Raw genomic sequence first — 16233 nt, 5'->3', positions numbered from 1 at the left:
AAAAAATGGCTGAGCAGGATCCCCGGTTAAAGGAACTCACTCAGCCGCGTCTATTGAAAAACTTTGAATCTTTCGCCGAAGTGTCCATGATGCTTGTCCATCGCAGAAGCGCCTTCGATCAGGAAGCAGACCGTATCAAAAGCTGTCTGAAAGAAGCTTCGTACGGTCTTTTAGAGAATGAACCCCCTTCGGAGCGGGATTCCTCACCGGCAAACGATTAGGAAGCGCGGACGATGCCGTACCCCATTGGAAGCCAGCGAAACGGACGCAGTGTCCGGTAAGACGGAACGGAGCCTGTTCGGGTTCCGTTGTTAGCTTTCGAGCCAGTTGTAGTGGAAGGTGCCTTCTTTATCCACACGCTGGAACGTGTGCGCGCCGAAATAATCGCGCTGGGCCTGCAGAAGGTTGGCTGGCAGGCGCTCCGTGCGGTAGCTGTCGTAATAAGCCAGCGCGGAGGCGAAAGCCGGTGCCGGAATACCGCGCGTTACCGCTACGGAAACGACGTTTCTCCAAGCATCCTGGTAGTTTTCCACGATGTTTTTGAAGTAATCGTCCAGCAGCAGGTTGCGGAGTTCCGGATCGCGGTCGTACGCATCCTTGATGTTTTGCAGGAAACGGGCACGGATAATACAGCCGCCGCGGAAAATCATGGCGATTTCGCCGTAACTCAGATTCCAGTTGTACTCTTCGGATGCGGCGCGCATTTGAGCGAAGCCTTGTGCATACGAAGCGATTTTGCTCGCGTACAGAGCTTTACGGACCGCTTCGATGAACTCTTCGCGGCTGCCTTCAAACGGCTTCACCGCCGGACCGTTCAGCACTTTGCTTGCAGCTACCCGCTCTTCTTTCATGGCGGACAGGAAGCGGGAGAACACCGATTCCGTAATGATGGAAAGCGGCACGCCCAGATCCAGGGAGCTCTGGCTGGTCCACTTGCCCGTGCCCTTCTGACCTGCGGAATCGAGGATAACGTCGACCATCGGCTTGCCGGTTTCTTCGTCGTATTTCGTGAAAATATCACGGGTGATTTCGATCAGGTAGCTGTCCAGCTCGCCTTTGTTCCACTCCGTGAAAATTTCGTGCAGTTCTTCCGTGCTGACGTTCAGCACGTCTTTAAGCAGTTGATAAGCTTCGCAGATCAGCTGCATATCGCCGTATTCGATGCCGTTATGTACCATTTTAACGTAGTGACCGGCGCCGTCCGGACCGATATACGTACAGCATGGATCGCCGTTCACTTTGGCGGAGATCGCCGTCAGGATCGGTTCCACGAGCTTGTATGCGTCTTTCTGTCCGCCAGGCATGATGGACGGGCCTTTAAGCGCGCCCTCTTCACCGCCGGAAACACCCGTGCCGATAAAGCGGATGCCGCGTGCTTCCAGTTCTTTGTTGCGGCGCTGGGTATCCGGGAAGTAGGCGTTTCCGCCGTCGATCAGGATATCTCCCTCGGACAGAAGCGGAACGAGTTGTTCAATGGTCGCGTCGGTCGCTTGTCCGGCTTTGACCATAATTAAAATTTTGCGCGGAGTTTCGAGCGACTGCACAAATTCTTCCATGCTGAAAGTACCGACCAGTTTGCGACCGGTTGCCTCTTCAAGAAGTTCTTTCGTTTTCTCAGGCGAGCGGTTAAAAACGGAAACGGTAAAGCCGCGGCTCTCGATGTTAAGCGCCAGGTTTTTACCCATGACCGCAAGACCGATTACACCAATTTGCTGTTTGGACATGAATCAAACACCCTTTCCTCTTGTATTAGATCGTCACCGCTCCCACTTGGTGTCAGAACGGCTGCCGAAGGATGGATTCGACCCGCTCGGGAACAAACGGCGCATTTTCCGTTACGGATCATGCAAGGACCGCTGCTCCCGGCTCGAGGCAAAGCTTCCGGGCTTGCGTTTGCTGATCAAAATTCGGGGCGATACACGTGTAAGAACAGACGAAAATTTGTGTGAAAAAAAGCACATTGCCCGGTAGTTTCCACATTCCCGTAGATTTCCCAAAGCATCTGCGCCTGATTCCGCGTGCCTCATGTTTCAGTTCTTAACATGGACCCGAGCGCCCCGATAGCACAGATCAGTCAAACCGCCCAACATGCTGATTCCGCCCGTGAACCGCATTATGACGTTAAACCACTGCAGTCATAAATGAAACGTGGCATCACAAATGTGCGGAAGCCGCATCGAACTCATCGTTGACTTGATGATAAACGTTCCGCGGATCGGATGTCAATTTTATCGGACAATCTTTTTCGGTAGAGCGCTTTCTTTGTTCCGTCCGGAAAACGAGTGTTTTATGTCCGTCCGTTGATGCATTCCTTCGGGTAATAACCGGCTGCAGCAGCGGCTTTGGAGCTTGTGAAGGTTTCCAGAATCTCCTGGGGCCGCGGGCACCGGCTGCTCGTGAAATAAGGAAGGTTGTTCTGCCGGTATCCATAAAACACGGGCCGCTTCACGATCCTTGCCCCTCCCAGCGCGTAATTGTTATAGGTCCGGTATCCGATCGGAATGCCCTGTACAAAAGCGAGCATCCCCACATCGTCGATCGTATTGCTCCATTCTTCGTCCGACAGAAGGGGCAGCGTGAACGTATAGGCAGCTCCCAAACGGCGTGTCTGAATATTGTGCTCCCGGATCGTATTTTCGAGCTCGCGCTGGATCGTGTTTATAATCGCGAATCTCCTGACTTCGTCAAAGCGTGCCCCCGTCTTTAAAAGCGCCGTTTGCGTTTTAGGCTGGATCTCGCTCCGGAACCCTTCTACCCAGCCGGTTCCCGCAGCATTTTTCACGGTTACGTATTCGTCCAGCGTAAAGGCTATAACCTCTCCTGTCGGGTCCTGGTAGACGTACGGCCTTTTCGGCCCTTCCAGTCTCCGGCTCCGTTCAAAGCCGTCTTCACCCGTATAGGATTCGAATGTGTAGGAGTAGCAGCCGTCGTAGCCGACAACGAGGAGAGCGGAAAGATAAGAATCAAGAACCTGTCGGCCCGCCGCATTCTCCGACACGCCGAAATTCGAATAGAAGGTTTTATAAAAGCTATCGACAGCCTCTTTCCGGTTGACCCGGACCTTCTTCGAGGATTCGTACCGGGCCTCTTCCCCCTGCTTTTCATTGACGGAAAGAGCCGCCGCGCCGTCCTGGACGGCCGCATTCACAGCGGCATCGTATTTCGTCTCCAGAAACAGCATTTGAAACTGGGCTTTTGCATCGAATTTGTTCGTCCAGGCGAAGGGCACATAAATGAGAACAAAGAAAATGGCCAGTTTAGTTATCTTCATTGCGGACCATTCCTCCGTACGGCATGTAAAGCTGTCCGCCGGGCGTATTCGTCCCGTTTAGAGCGTCCTGCCAGACAACTGCCGGTGTACGGTTCAAGCTGCGCACGGTCACAGTGAAATAGTCACCGGCGCCAAGTTTGTAGGTACGATCCGCATGGTCCGGCGGAAGCGAGTTTTCGGGAAACAGCACGGGAAGAATCTGGGCGTTATAGAAAGCTTCGTCCTCCACCGTATATTTCTCCGCGAACCGCCCTTGGTCGTCATATACGGGCACGTACCGTTTGTGCTTATGCTCCAATTTGACATCAAACTCCTGGCCGGAGGTTGTCAGCTCCTTTTGAAATTGTTCGTACATAGCCGGCGTCAACCGTCCTTTATCGCGCACGTTGTCGACAAAACGTGTCATCGTCTCGAAAGCGATCACCCGAGAAAGATCATCCTCTCTGGCCGCCGAATCCGACAGCGGATAAATGTACAGCAGCAAAACCGCTAAAATGAGGACAAAGGCCTTGCTGAGCGTATCCACCTGCTCCCTCCCCGTTTACGCCTGACAATTCAAGGCGTCGTATATACGATTCTTTTTAACGTTCCCCCGGTATCGCGCACCGCATAAAAACGATAAGCTGCAGCCGGATCTATGCCGGCTGGGTCCGTTTCTTCTTTCTGCCGGCCGCCCGGATAGCGTTTGCCGTTTACCATAATGTCGTAAGGTTCTCCGGCATTTAAATACATGGACATGATCAGATCAGATCCTTTTACCAAAACCTCTTCGAGCTCGACATTTGCGGGCTGCTGATTGTAATCGAGAAGCTTCCGGGATAAATAAGTGTCCGCAATGGCTCCCCGTACGTTTTGAAGCAGCATCATGCCCGTGACTAAAGCCGAGACGAACATGCAGACCGAAACACCGGCAAACAGCATGGAGCGAGTCGCATGATTCATCGCTTCGTCTACTGCTGCATAAATTCAATCGCACGGATCACATTGCTTTTATCCTTAATGATGTGCGCTTTGAATTTACCGCTCGGATTCACGTAATCCATATGAGACTCCAAGGTGGCGTTCGCAACAGCATCCCTGGATATCGAGGCGATTACCGTACCGTAATTGCTGCTTGACGGTGATGTGGTATCGATCTTGTTCGTATACCAGGAGCCGACCGGATTTTTTCCCGTTTGAACCTGAATCCCGAACTGCTCCTTGTCGGCGAATTTACGCAGCGCGTTTACAACCTGACTCCCCGAAACCACGGTATTATCGTATACGGTGAAAGCCGTCTGGGAAAGTTCCGTCTGAATATCCGAAAAATTGTTCTGCGCCGCTTTCGTGGCATCCTGTGCGGAAATAAACATCACAACCGCTATCGTAATCAGAGCAATGGCCAGAAAAAAACCTGCCGCCATGATTAGTGCCTTCTGTGCGTTTCCCATTGTAATCCAGCTCCTTTATGATTAAGAAATTTTACCGATCTGCTGATAATACAAATTCATCTGCTGCATGCTCATATAAACGAGCGGAATGACCAGATAGAGGAAAACAAGTGCATACATAGGGGCAAAACCGATCCAGCGCCCCCAGCCGGCTTTGGTTTCGATCATCCGCTCATAGTCCTGCTTGCGCTGCTCGAAGTGATACTGCTGCTCCGCTTCCAGATCGTCAAACGCCTGCTTGACCGGAATATGGTTAACGGCAGCCTGGAGCCGTTCAACCAGACGGACAAAGGGAGCATAGGCGGCTTCCTCCTTCAGCTTTTCCAGCGCCTCCTCCGCCCCCGCTTCGTAGTCGAGCAGACATGCGGACAGCGGGGGCTGAAACAAGACTGCAAAACGTTCCAGCCATTCCAGCATGTGCTCGACGGACATTCTTTCGAAATGAGCGAGGATGGTCAACAACGTATAAAACTGGTCCACCTCGTTTTTCATTTCCATCCTGCGCATTCGTTTCTGCATATGCAGCAGCCAAACCGGACTGTGGTAGCCCGCCCAAGCGGAAATAAAACAGCACAAAAGCTCCCGCCAGCTTAAATATGCCCCCGCAATACTGTCCAGTTTTGCCTTAATCCGTTCGCCCGCGGTGTTGAGGGCGGCAGGATCGGGCTGGAATCCCTGCTGCCGCATTTCTTCGGCTATCATTTCACGAAGCTCTCTGCCGGACCGCTCCAATTTCTGAATGACGTTCCGGTCAAAGGCCGCAGCTTCCAGCGCTTTCCGTTTTTCCTGCGGAGAAAGGCTGCCGAACATCGCCTGATTGCGGGTCGGCGAAAAGTAAACCTGCTGCAGGGTCAGTCTTTGCATAATCAGAAACATTCCCAGCACGAGAAGAAAACAAGCGAGCCCCGTAAGCAGGCGGCGGAGGGTAAGCCATTCAAGCAGCAAAGGGGAATTGGCTTCCCTGAGAAGCTTTTGCAGCCTGCCCCGTTCCATGGAATGCACTGCGGGGACGAATCTTTGCGTGACCGCGTTGACAAGCCGGTTACCCAGCCATTTTTGCTCGGGCGGTCTCCAGCCTGCTCTGCGGTTACCTGCTTCCTCTGCAGTATCCTGAAGCTTTCTGAGTAGGATAAAGCAGACGATGATCAGCACGAAAATGCCTGTTTTGACTGCAAATCCCGCTGCCCCCGTATAAAATTCATCCATAGCCGGGAAGTTATTGCGCGCCCACGTTTCAATGGGCTTGGCAGCCAAAATCGGGGAGATGGCAATAATAGAGAGTCCTTTTAAAAGATAATGGAGTTTTTCCTTACGGAGTATTTCAAGGCGGATTTCAGAGGTGATTTTGCTGAGGGCATGCAAATACATGGAGCCATGCGGAAGCAGTTTGTCTCCGAATTCCCTAACTAAAAAGGAGACGCCCGCAAAGCTTTTCAAAAAACGGTTCGGTGCATGCTCGTAGTAGATTTCCAGACTGCTCTCCGGATGGTCGGAGGTCAAAGTGCCGTATACTGCTTCCGCATGGAGCGACAACTGCCTGGGCGCGATCTGAGCGGCGTCATAAACCGCCTCATCCACCATCCCGTGCTGATGATAAAAGTGCCGGACATCCGATAAAAACTCGGTCATTTGCCGGAGCAGCCGGTCTTCGGCCCGGTGGACGAGCGTATCGATGAGGATGCCGTGGAGAACAAGACTTCCGAGCAAAATCATGAGCATGTAAGAAACATCCGGGTAAAAAAGAAAAACAAATCCCGCGGTGAGCCAGCCGATCAGGAGAGCAAGTAGCGTAATTCGCCCGGTTTCCATTCGGATCACGCTCTCGTCGTAGGAGTATAAAGGAGCAATCCTCCGGCGTATACGCTGTGTATAACGGGAAATCCCGGGAGTTTTGCTTATAATTTCGTAACATTTCCCGTACAGCCGTTCGATCTGTTTTCTTCCATTTCCTTTTAAAGGAGAGAACAGCTTCTGAAGCTCGTCCTCCCCGTAACCGCTCAGTTTGGCCCGCCTTTTAACCGCGTATACGTACAGAAACCAAATTACGCATGCGACGCCCCCACTGAATAAAGCGACCGCAAGCAACCAATCACGAAGCGGCAATAACATCGCCTCCCCAATGCGTTTCCAAAAATCTTTCGAATGCCCGGGCATCCGCGGGTGTCATATGATCCAGCATTTCCTCGGTATTGCGGAGACTGATCGGCCGGCAAACCCGGTAGGCACCGTCCCGGTATTCCACAATGTTTCGTTGTTCGTAAAGTTTACGGTCCGTTGTCCTCCGAAAAAATTCGGAGGCATCGTCCAGAAAGCCCGGGAGTTCAACCCTATCCTTGTCGGTCATGCCCGCTTTTTCGCTCGGATATAAATCGCTATCCAGCGGAACGCATTCCGTTATCCGTTCTATAAAACGCGTTCCGTCGGCACGTTTACGCAGATGGATGTCAAAATGAATCACGCGGATAACCTGCTTTTCGGCCATGACTTCATCTTGGAAGATTCCCGTTTTGAGCAGTGAGTTGCGAAGCGAGTCGATCAAGCTGGCAAACGTTTTGGCATGATGGGTAAAAAGGGTGAACAAGCTGGCTACCTGAGCCATTTGAATCATCCAGGCGGCGACCGTGTCGGTTGCCACTTCCCCCAGGATATGGACGGCTCCGTCCGTTTTTTTCTGCACGTCGAGACCCTGCTGTCCCGTAATGTGATCCGTCTCCCGGAAACTTAAGATATTGCGCTGCGGGTATAAATTCCTCAGATGCAGCTCGTACGCCATTTCTTGTACGCGAAGCGTCAAGGTCGCGGAGATAGATTGGACCATAGCCATCAGCAGGGTTGTTTTTCCGCTGCCCTGCGCACCCGTCACGGCCGTTATCCGGCACCCTTTGACAAGGTGACGAATGAGTTCCACAGCCAGCCCGGCATTGCCGCCTTGGACAAGCTGGTCCAGCAAAGCGTTGGGCAGATCGAACTTGCGGACGAAAAACGCCCAGGATTCCGAAAAGGGGGGCCGGACCACAACGACACGGGATCCGTCCTTCATATCGTTCACTTTATAGCCGTTCGTTTCGGAAAGCTGACCCGGATAATTATACTTGTAGATGTTTTGACAGACCCGCCGCAGCTCTTCACTACTGCCGAAACTCAGGAACGAAAAGTGGATGGGTTTACCCCGGTAGAAAATCCAAACGCTATCGTAAGACGCGGTTTCTTTCCTATGCCGGTGATTCCCGTCAGCCTCTCTCTCCGCAAGCGGAGCTCCACGATGCCCGGTACTGTCCGGAAGCGCTCCGGAAACTCCTCCCGATACACCGTCGATGTTCATCTCGCGGATGGCATCGATCACGCCGAAGCCTTTGTAATGCTGATAGATCCGCTGCACGACAATTTCCAGCTTATCCTGAAACGACAGCAGCCCGGCTTCCTTGCGGAATACGTGCGCAATCTCTTCCGCCGTTACGATATAAGAAGGCGTGCGGCCGTCTTCAATCACATGTTTAACGGCATCCAGCTTATGCCTCCGGATTAATTCATGAAGGCCGTCGAAACCGTACTTTTTCCGATACAGATGAAGCAGAATGTCAAACCGGTCCTGTGCCGTGAGCTGCTCGGGCTTATGAAAAGGCAGAGAGAGGTGAATCGTTGTTTCACCAAGTCCGTAGACACCGGTCAGCAGGTCCATCATGACGGATTTTATGTACCGTTTGTCCTGCAGATCGCCGTGTCCGCAGCCCTTTAGAGCTCTTTTCAGCTGAAGTCTTTTGTTCCGGCTGCGCCGGTATTCCTCCTCGGACAACCGGAGTTCGCTGCCTCCGCCCGCCGTTATCTCGGCAAAAGCTTCTTTAATGAAGGCAGTCATTGCCTCAATAGAGTAACTTTTTGCGGTTTTCGAAGTGGAAGTTCTGCCGCGCCAGCCTCCCGTTTTGGTAAAGAACCACGCTGCCGTAAAAATAACCACCATGAGGATCAAAGCAAGATTTAACCTGTCCGTGGGCATGGAGGGCTAGGCTCCCCTTTCCTGCATAAGCTTCGAATCCAGGCCCAGCCGGTTAAGGAGAGCTTTGGTCAGCTTCCTGATCTCCGTAATGAATGCATACGAAGGATGACCCGGGCCCGCATTTCGGCTCCTCAAAAAAAACTCAAGCATATTTTTATCGCTGCAGGCATCCAAATAACCGGTGCAGTGCGGAACGGTATAGAGCGGCTGCCTCCATTTGAATTTCCGGGCCAGATTAACGGCATTAAAGCGGGAGTTTCCGTCATAATCGCCCAGCACGAGGAGAAGCGGTTTATTTTGCAGAGATTCCGTCCAGAGTTCCTTGTTGAAATAGCGCTCCAGCAGCTCAAGGTTTTGACTGAGATTGACGACGATCAAATCCGAATTACGCAGAATAGCCTCCGAGCTGCCTTCCTTATACCCGTCTCCGACGTCGACAAAGGTAAGGTCATAGTAACGGCTGGCACTGTTTACGATGTACGGCAGTGTTTCTTCCCGGAAACAATCCGGGTCTGCAAGCGGCTTCCTCGAACCGGGAAGCAGGTCCAGCCTGTCCTTGACGATCGGTTTCGTGTAATCTTGGATCGTCTCGGGCGTCATCTTGTCGCTTTGAAGCAGCCGTTCCAGCGCATCCAGCCCGTACTCGCTGAACGACAGCAGATTGCCGTCCGAAGAAGGCCGACCGAAGGCGTTCTCCAGCGCCGTTCTTGTTCTTTTCGTATGAGTAATCATAATCCGTGCGTAATAATCGAGCGCGATCATCGTAGAGACCGCGAGCACATTCGATGTTGCGGCTCCATGCCCCCGTACGGGCGCCCAAAACGCTACCTGACTCATCCTGTTTTCCTCCTCATGGCTTGTTTGATCATCCGTTTGAGAACACTTCTATCCTCTCCGGTTATTTCGTTCGTAACAGCCAGCAGCACATTCCTGTACGCTCTGGACATGCGCCTGATTCCGACCTTTCCCTGGTATTCACTGTCGATGCGCACAGCGAGGTCCACTTCATCGAACGGCAGCTTGTGATATTCGTCAGGCGTTATGAATGGCAGCGGAGCCAGCACCTTATCCACATATGCTTCGTCAATGCCGCATTCCACCGCATCTCGTATGACGACCGTACTTGTGAGGGTGTTCACCTGGCAGACATCATTCAATGAACGGATCAGTTCCGCCGTTCTCCGCATCGTATATTTATCGTAGGCCGTTGTCAGGAAGAGACCTTCGAACGGATAAGCGCCTGCGGCCCCCGGAAAATCAGTCCGGTCCGTATCGACCATCACGATGTCGTATTCTTCCAAAACCGATCCGCTTGCGGCAGTATGCTCCAAGGCTTCATCCAAGCTGGCGAAATGGCAGGCCACATCAATTTCATCATACTGAACCAGTTCAGGTTCAGGTCCGGGGGCGACGAGGCAGCTTAGCCTGCGGGATGCCGTTCCGTCTATAAGCAGTACGCGTCTTCCCCCCACCGCCGCCAATCGGCAAATGCCGAGCAGCAGGTCACTGTGTTCCTTCGCTCCAACGCAAAGCAGCTTCATCGGTGTATCTCTCCTCTATAAGCCGGGCGGGTCATGGCTGTACCGCTTCCCGGAAAATATCTTCCTGCCTCTCCCTGATTTCAGAGGGAGGCGTTTCGGGCCCGGCGCTTTCCGTCGGCATTTTATCGGGTGATCCGGTTAACGCGGGCGAGAAGCCGCCCGGGTTCGCGCTCACCTCAGGTTTGGCGGACGGCCGGGTAGAAGGCCCGAGGACCGAAGGGGGCTCCTCTCCCTGAACGGCGCCAATTCCGGCCGGGTTACCGCCTGTTCGGCCGGCGTTTATACCGGCGTTTATTTTCTGCTTCGAAGCATCGTCCATATTCTGCAGATCCTTATCCAGCAGCAGCCTCATACTTTTCATCAGATCCAGCTTAGCCGTCTCCAGCACATTCGGGTCCGTGCGAATCAGCTCAAGCACCTTGGCGTTGACCGGGTAAGTAGGCTCGGCTTTTTCCTGCATCTGGGGATCCACATAAGGAAGCGAATAGAGCTTCGCTCCATGAAGATAGGCATCGACGACGGCGCTCGACATATCGAGGATCTCCTTCTCGCTGAGCTTAAGCCACACGGTGCCTTCCGAGACGTTGTCCACTCTTTTCTTCGCCAGTACGATATAATCCTGACCGGTCGGAAAGCTGATGCGCACATCGACGAAATCGTCTTTCTTCAGCAGACTCGGCAGCCCGATTACGTTGAACTCCTCCTGACGGACATCTTTGGGCAGCATGCCTTCCTCATACAGCATGGAAGCCAGTACGGGCGTGTTTTTAACGCCGGCAAGCTTGAACGTCCTGCCGGCGACCTGCCGCAGATCAAGATCCGATCCGGCAGGCGCATCGGCCGCATTCATTTCCAGATACTTAATGTCTTCGTCTTCAAGCCTTGTTCCCGCTTCGATATCCCGGGCTAACACAACCACCTTCCTCCTTTCGGTCTTGGCCGTCGAAGATTTAGCCTCCGACAGGTCGGCCTGGTAACGATACTCCAGCTCGTTGAGCTTTTTACGATGCTGAAGCCCCGTATAAACAAATCCCCCCGAAGCAAGCAGCCCTGCGGTCAAGGCACCTATCAAGCCCGAGTAGATCAGATGTTTCGTTCTCTGGCGGATAATGGACACGTTCTCTCTCCTTTCGTTATTTCGGCACTCGGGCACGGAACCATCGGCGCATAAACGGGCCGGCCCCCTGCGTGCGCGGTTCCGGGAGCCCCAGCCACCCGTCGAGCAGCTCGGCCGTCTCCTGCTGATGGCAGAACGGGTCCGGATGCGCCGGCAGGCCGAGCAGCCGCACGTCCGGCAGCATACGGCGGATGTCCCTCAGCATTTGTGCGGACGCAAGCGGCACGAACAAGCTGCACTTGGAGGGCTCCGGTACGGGATGGCTGCGGAAGAACTTTGCGATGTCCCGGCGCTTCCATTCACAGCCCGTACCAACGACGACCTGGACGGCGGCGCGCATAAACTCCCCGAACCACTCCGTTTCGTCGTAGCTTCCGAGATCCAGAACGACAAAATCGTACGATCCGGACAAAGTCCCGATCATGTCCAGCCCGTCGCCCGCTTTGGCATACCGCACTCCCCGCAAATCGAATGCGGCGCTGCCGCAAAGGGGCTCGTCCGAGCCCTCGTAAACGGCCTCGATACGGCTGAAATGCGCCGATGCGTTAGCCTCGGCCAACACCACGGTGCGGCGTTTACGCGCTAGAAAATGGGCCAGCAGAACGGCCGTATGCGTGCAGCCCACACCGCGTCCCGTCCCGCAGACCGCAATCACAACCGGGCCGAGAAATCCGCCGGAACGTGCGGGCGGCCCCTCTCCGCCGCGCAAAGCCGCGTAAACCTCGCTCAGCGCTTCCCGCAGCTCTCTTGCGTTCGGATAGCGGTGGTCCGGATCGTGCTCCAGCAGCTTCTCGATGATGACGGACAAGCTGTGCGGGACTTCCTCATTCAACCGCGCGAGCGAAACGCCAGAGGAATACGGATACTTCCCTCCGCTCAGCAGGTAGTACAGCACCGCGCCCAGCGAATACAGATCGGTCCTGCGGTCGGTTTGAAGCTGCTGAAACTGTTCCGGGGCGGCAAAACCGATCGTTCCTATTTGGACCGTATCCGCTTGTCTGCCGCTTTTGAAATGCCGGGCAATGCCGAAATCGATCAGCCTGACTTGTTCCTGGCCGTCGATCATAATGTTGGAAGGCTTCAGATCGCGATAGATCATCGGAACCGGCAGCTCGTCATGGAGGTAGTGGAACAGATCGCAAAGCTGCAGCGCGTAATTCACCGCAGCCGCAACTCCCACTTGTCCGCCCGTGCGTCTAAATCGCTCGGCCAGAGTCTCCCCTGCGATATAATCCATCACCAGGTAGCTGAAGCCTGCGTCGTCCGGGGGGAAATAATCAACAATGCCCGGCAAATGAGCGTGATGAAGGCGGATCAGCATTTCCGCTTCGTCTACGAACCGCTGATAATCCTGCACCTGCTGAAGAGTCTCTTTGACCGCCCAGCGCTTTCCTTTCAGTTTCAAATCTTCGGCCAGATACACGGTTCCCATGCCGCCTCTGCCGACGGTTGAAACGATTCTGTAGCGACTGCCGAGAATATCTCCCGCATACAGCCGGCCTCGATCGGGTTTCACCGCTGCCGTCTCTCCTTTTGCTGTTTTTTTCCCGGCGCAGCACAAAAAACCGCCCACGGCATGCACTTAAGCACACTCATGGGCGGTTCTTCCGCACCGGTTCATTCTGTTCTTTTTTAAGATAGCATACCCGGGCCGTCCTGACAACAATATTTTCCAGCACCCCTATATTTCGGATAAACATCCGTTCCAGACCGTTACAATTCAAGCAGAAGCATCTCTTGGCGCAGTTCGGTCAGCTTCTCTTTGGAATCGACTACAGCCTGGACATCGCCATTCTGAATCGCTTCGTTCAACACGGCCAGCTCATAGTCAAGCTCAAGCCGCAGGACGGGAATCCGTTCCTCGATACGTCTGGAGCGGAAAGCTTGAAGCATTTCCTCGAATGTAACGACAGGTTCTTTCTGAAACAGCACTTTATGTTCGATTCCCGAAATTTCGACCATGCGGATAATTTCGCCGAACATGATGTTTTCGATCAGGATCTGACGGTCTTTGAAACGCTTGACGACTGCATGCCCGCGTGTGTCTCCAATCAGTTTTTCCATCATTTCGGCAAGCTTCTCATCTTTAAAAGAATAGTTCCCGACGATTTTATACCGTTCGCCTATGCGTTCGAATTTCAGCTTGACTAGTTTTCTTCCGGAGCGGATAGAAATGACAAACTGGTGGTCGTTTTCGTTCCAATAAAGGGAATATCCCTCTTGAATCAAGGCTTTAATAAACTGCCGGATGAGCCGGCGGTCGAATCTTAATTCCAGATTGCAGTATTCGACTTCGTGATTTTTGCTCACGGCAATCCCCTCCCGAAGACTTCGATTGGCTGCTTTGACAGAAATTTCAGACAACTTCAAGTTTACTTTATCTTATTATGATTCATATGTTTTCGCAACTTGGATATTGACAATTTTTTACCCCAATTCCGAACAAAAATAACGCTCTCTCCCCATCAATTTTTATTGTTGGGAAAAGAGCGTCTTTTTCGGGTATGCCGCGTATCGCGTTTAAACTTGATTGAACCGTTTGCCGCCTACATTCTCACCTTGTTCTCACTCGGCTGCAAGATGGCCGAACCGACGGCGAGCAGCACGACCGCCATAAGACCCAAAATCGCGAGAGGCAGACGCACATCGGCCAGAGACGCTCCGGCAGCCATTTTCTCGATGGCTCGAATGGTCCACGTCTGAGGCATGAAGTTGGACAGCTTCTGCAGGTAGTCCGGCATAATGGATATCGGCCAGAAGCACCCGCCCAGCATCGAGGTCGGCGTCACGACCATCGAGTTGATCATGCTCGCGTTGCCCGGATTTTTGATAAGGCCGGCCACCGTACTGGCCAGTCCGAGGCTGACGAGCATAAATGCGGCCAACACCGCGAACTGGGACAGGAACGGAACCCCGTAGTCGTAGCCGATCACTAAACGGGTGATCACGAGCACAAAAAAGATTTGAAGGCTTCCCACGACAAAGCTGCCTAAAAAATTCCCGGCGGCGATTTCGGCAGCCTTGACCGGAGCCGTATACATGCGGGCCATCGTCATTTTCGTCCGGTCTTCTATGACAAGCGACACGGTGCTGAGCACGAGGCTCATCAGGAACATCAGCGTAAAGCCGGTAATGGTAGTAAGGCCCGGCTTGGGAGCCAGCTTCAGATCGCCGGTTTCCGCACCTATCGTATGCTTCCCGGCCTGCTCAAGGATGTTTACGAGCGCTATGCTGCGGCTGTCCGCGCTGCCCGAAGAAGCTTTTGCCGCCGCCGCTGCGGACACCATCCTTCCCGTAATCCCGTCGAGATGAACGTTCATAACCGCCGTCGCTTCGTTCACGTTAAGCTCATACGATTGAATGACGGGGCTGCCCCCCGCAATCAATTCCCGGCTGAAATCGGCGGGCAGAACAAAGCCGGCCTGCCCCCGTTTTTCGATAATCGCTTCCTTAAGCTCCCAGACATTGTCCAGCAGCTTGACCGTATACTCCGGCCTGGCCGCCATTTCTTTTAACACATACCCGCCAAAACTCCCCTGATCTTCATTGACGACCAGAACGGTAACACGCCCTCCCTCTCTCCCGATAAAGCCGATCGCAACGGATACGACCAGGGAAGGTATAAGCAGAAAAGCCAACCATCCTTTTTTGCTGCCGAGCGTCCGCTTTACCATATTCCAGGCGATATAAAAGCTATTCACGGTATCCCACCTTCCGATAAACGACCACCATCAGCAGCAGACACGCCGCCGCAATCCAAAACAAAGGCACAATGCTGGACATAACCCCGGGAAGTTCTCCGGCCAGCATATTCCGCAGGAGTCCTTGAAACGCCCAGTGATTAACGGTAAACAGACTCAACTGCCGCATAAACTCTCCCGGCACGGGCGAGAATCCTCCGCTCAAAAACGTCATCGAGATGATGAGCACCTGAAGCAGGGCTTTCGCGGTTGCCCCGTTCGGGAAGAGAAGAGACAGCACGACGGACAGCGACATCGAGACCAGAATCACGAGGCCGGCAATCAGCAGAACGAGCGGGAGACGGTTTCCCCAGTCCACCCCGTACACAAAGCGGGAGAACCCGACGATAACGAGCGCCTGTATGACCGCGACGAACCCGTTCCCCAGCAATTTACCGGCAAAAACAGACGAGTAGGTTACGGGCAGCGAATGCATCCTCTGCAGGGTGTGTCCGCTTTTTTCCAGGTCGAGACTAGTATTGACGGCCATCCCCGAATAAAACAGGAACATAATCAGCATCGCCGCTGCGTAGTACTGGGAAGCGGAGTAGGTATTCACTCCCGCGCCCAGCTGTCCCGCCTGCACATACGAACGCGGTCCCTCCGCCGCGCTTGCCTCTCCCGGTGCGGAAGCCGGTTGTCCGGCTGCTTCCGGGCCCATCGCGATTTCCGCCGCCTGCCGGTAATTGATCTCCTCGACGAAGGAGCCGAGCACAAGTCCTGCGGACCTGTTAAGCGTCCGGTCTTTGCCGGGCAGCAGCATCACGCGCGCCTCATCCCCGCGCTGCACGGCGGAGCCGAAGCCGTCCGGGAAGAGGACCGCATAATCCGCGGACCCGCTGCGGAGCATCTCCTCCGCTTCCTGCCGGGAAGCGGCTTTTTCCAGACGGATACGCTTGGCGACTTCGGGGTTCGAGACGTAAGTCTCCAGCATCTTGAGCGCAGGTTCCGTCTGCTCGGCAGCGACGACCACCTTGACGGTCTCGCCCGACAGTTCCGTCGTATTAAACATCCCCGATAAAGCCGAACCCAGCAGAAAAATAATGACCAGAGGCATCAGAAACAAATTCAGCAGCACGCCCCGGCTCCGGATCAGCCTCCGGACTTCGTATACGGCAATGATCAAGCTGTTCATGGCAT

Annotated in this window: 14 protein-coding genes; all 14 read right to left on the bottom strand. The window is 53.8% G+C overall.

The window, feature by feature from the left end; genetic code table 11:
* Positions 1 to 311: 311 nt before the first annotated feature.
* Positions 312 to 1724, bottom strand: coding sequence for an NADP-dependent phosphogluconate dehydrogenase (gene gnd, locus AC2TF6_RS09505; RefSeq protein WP_491310824.1), 1413 nt, complete (start codon positions 1722 to 1724; stop codon positions 312 to 314).
* Positions 1725 to 2287: 563 nt separating this feature from the next.
* Entirely contained in the window at positions 2288 to 3271 is a 984-nt protein-coding gene (locus AC2TF6_RS09500) for a hypothetical protein (RefSeq protein WP_491310823.1), read from the bottom strand.
* Positions 3258 to 3797, bottom strand: a complete 540-nt coding sequence (locus tag AC2TF6_RS09495) for a hypothetical protein (RefSeq protein ID WP_491310822.1) — start codon at positions 3795 to 3797, stop codon at positions 3258 to 3260. The genes AC2TF6_RS09500 and AC2TF6_RS09495 overlap by 14 nt, the downstream gene beginning before the upstream one ends.
* Positions 3798 to 3826: 29 nt before the next feature.
* A complete protein-coding gene (locus AC2TF6_RS09490) occupies positions 3827 to 4213 on the bottom strand; it encodes a hypothetical protein (RefSeq protein ID WP_491310821.1) in 387 nt (128 codons plus the stop codon).
* 8 nt (positions 4214 to 4221) lie between these two features.
* Positions 4222 to 4701 (bottom strand): hypothetical protein, encoded by a 480-nt coding sequence (locus AC2TF6_RS09485; protein ID WP_009672600.1) that lies wholly within the window; start codon positions 4699 to 4701, stop codon positions 4222 to 4224.
* A 21-nt stretch (positions 4702 to 4722) separates the two neighbouring features.
* On the bottom strand, positions 4723 to 6810 hold the full coding sequence (locus tag AC2TF6_RS09480) for a hypothetical protein (RefSeq protein WP_491310820.1): 2088 nt from the start codon (positions 6808 to 6810) through the stop codon (positions 4723 to 4725).
* Complete coding sequence (locus tag AC2TF6_RS09475) at positions 6791 to 8695, bottom strand: pilus assembly protein CpaF (RefSeq protein ID WP_491310819.1); 1905 nt, start codon at positions 8693 to 8695, stop codon at positions 6791 to 6793. The genes AC2TF6_RS09480 and AC2TF6_RS09475 overlap by 20 nt, the downstream gene beginning before the upstream one ends.
* Positions 8696 to 8701: 6 nt before the next feature.
* Positions 8702 to 9532 carry a CpaE/TadZ family protein gene (locus AC2TF6_RS09470; RefSeq protein WP_491310818.1) on the bottom strand — a complete coding sequence of 277 codons (831 nt, stop codon included), beginning with the start codon at positions 9530 to 9532 and terminating at the stop codon, positions 8702 to 8704.
* Positions 9529 to 10236: a hypothetical protein gene (locus AC2TF6_RS09465; protein ID WP_491310817.1), complete on the bottom strand. Its 708-nt coding sequence runs from the start codon at positions 10234 to 10236 to the stop codon at positions 9529 to 9531. The genes AC2TF6_RS09470 and AC2TF6_RS09465 overlap by 4 nt, the downstream gene beginning before the upstream one ends.
* A gap of 31 nt (positions 10237 to 10267) precedes the next feature.
* The gene (locus tag AC2TF6_RS09460; protein WP_491310816.1) at positions 10268 to 11353 is read right to left on the bottom strand and encodes an SAF domain-containing protein; all 1086 of its coding nucleotides are present in this window, start codon (positions 11351 to 11353) and stop codon (positions 10268 to 10270) included.
* 16 nt (positions 11354 to 11369) lie between these two features.
* Entirely contained in the window at positions 11370 to 12869 is a 1500-nt protein-coding gene (locus AC2TF6_RS09455; RefSeq protein ID WP_491310815.1) for a protein kinase domain-containing protein, read from the bottom strand.
* Positions 12870 to 13066: 197 nt separating this feature from the next.
* Positions 13067 to 13663, bottom strand: coding sequence for a YkzI domain-containing protein (locus AC2TF6_RS09450; protein WP_491310814.1), 597 nt, complete (start codon positions 13661 to 13663; stop codon positions 13067 to 13069).
* A 236-nt stretch (positions 13664 to 13899) separates the two neighbouring features.
* Positions 13900 to 15054, bottom strand: a complete 1155-nt coding sequence (locus AC2TF6_RS09445; RefSeq protein WP_491310813.1) for an ABC transporter permease — start codon at positions 15052 to 15054, stop codon at positions 13900 to 13902.
* Positions 15047 to 16228, bottom strand: coding sequence for an ABC transporter permease (locus tag AC2TF6_RS09440; protein ID WP_491310812.1), 1182 nt, complete (start codon positions 16226 to 16228; stop codon positions 15047 to 15049). Before AC2TF6_RS09440 ends, AC2TF6_RS09445 begins: the two co-directional genes overlap by 8 nt.
* Between the last annotated feature and the right edge of the window lie 5 nt (positions 16229 to 16233).

The organism is Paenibacillus sp. JNUCC 35, from assembly GCF_058269095.1.
This window is presented reverse-complemented; position numbering and strand designations above follow the sequence as displayed.

What these genes read in the sequence shown, in the direction of transcription:
- gnd (WP_491310824.1), bottom strand. Translation starts at nt 1,724, where the DNA reads ATGTCCAAACAGCAAATTGGTGTAATCGGTCTTGCGGTCATGGGTAAA.
- AC2TF6_RS09500 (WP_491310823.1), bottom strand. Translation starts at nt 3,271, where the DNA reads ATGAAGATAACTAAACTGGCCATTTTCTTTGTTCTCATTTATGTGCCC.
- AC2TF6_RS09490 (WP_491310821.1), bottom strand. Translation starts at nt 4,213, where the DNA reads ATGAATCATGCGACTCGCTCCATGCTGTTTGCCGGTGTTTCGGTCTGC.
- AC2TF6_RS09485 (WP_009672600.1), bottom strand. Translation starts at nt 4,701, where the DNA reads ATGGGAAACGCACAGAAGGCACTAATCATGGCGGCAGGTTTTTTTCTG.
- AC2TF6_RS09480 (WP_491310820.1), bottom strand. Translation starts at nt 6,810, where the DNA reads ATGTTATTGCCGCTTCGTGATTGGTTGCTTGCGGTCGCTTTATTCAGT.
- AC2TF6_RS09475 (WP_491310819.1), bottom strand. Translation starts at nt 8,695, where the DNA reads ATGCCCACGGACAGGTTAAATCTTGCTTTGATCCTCATGGTGGTTATT.
- AC2TF6_RS09470 (WP_491310818.1), bottom strand. Translation starts at nt 9,532, where the DNA reads ATGAGTCAGGTAGCGTTTTGGGCGCCCGTACGGGGGCATGGAGCCGCA.
- AC2TF6_RS09465 (WP_491310817.1), bottom strand. Translation starts at nt 10,236, where the DNA reads ATGAAGCTGCTTTGCGTTGGAGCGAAGGAACACAGTGACCTGCTGCTC.
- AC2TF6_RS09440 (WP_491310812.1), bottom strand. Translation starts at nt 16,228, where the DNA reads ATGAACAGCTTGATCATTGCCGTATACGAAGTCCGGAGGCTGATCCGG.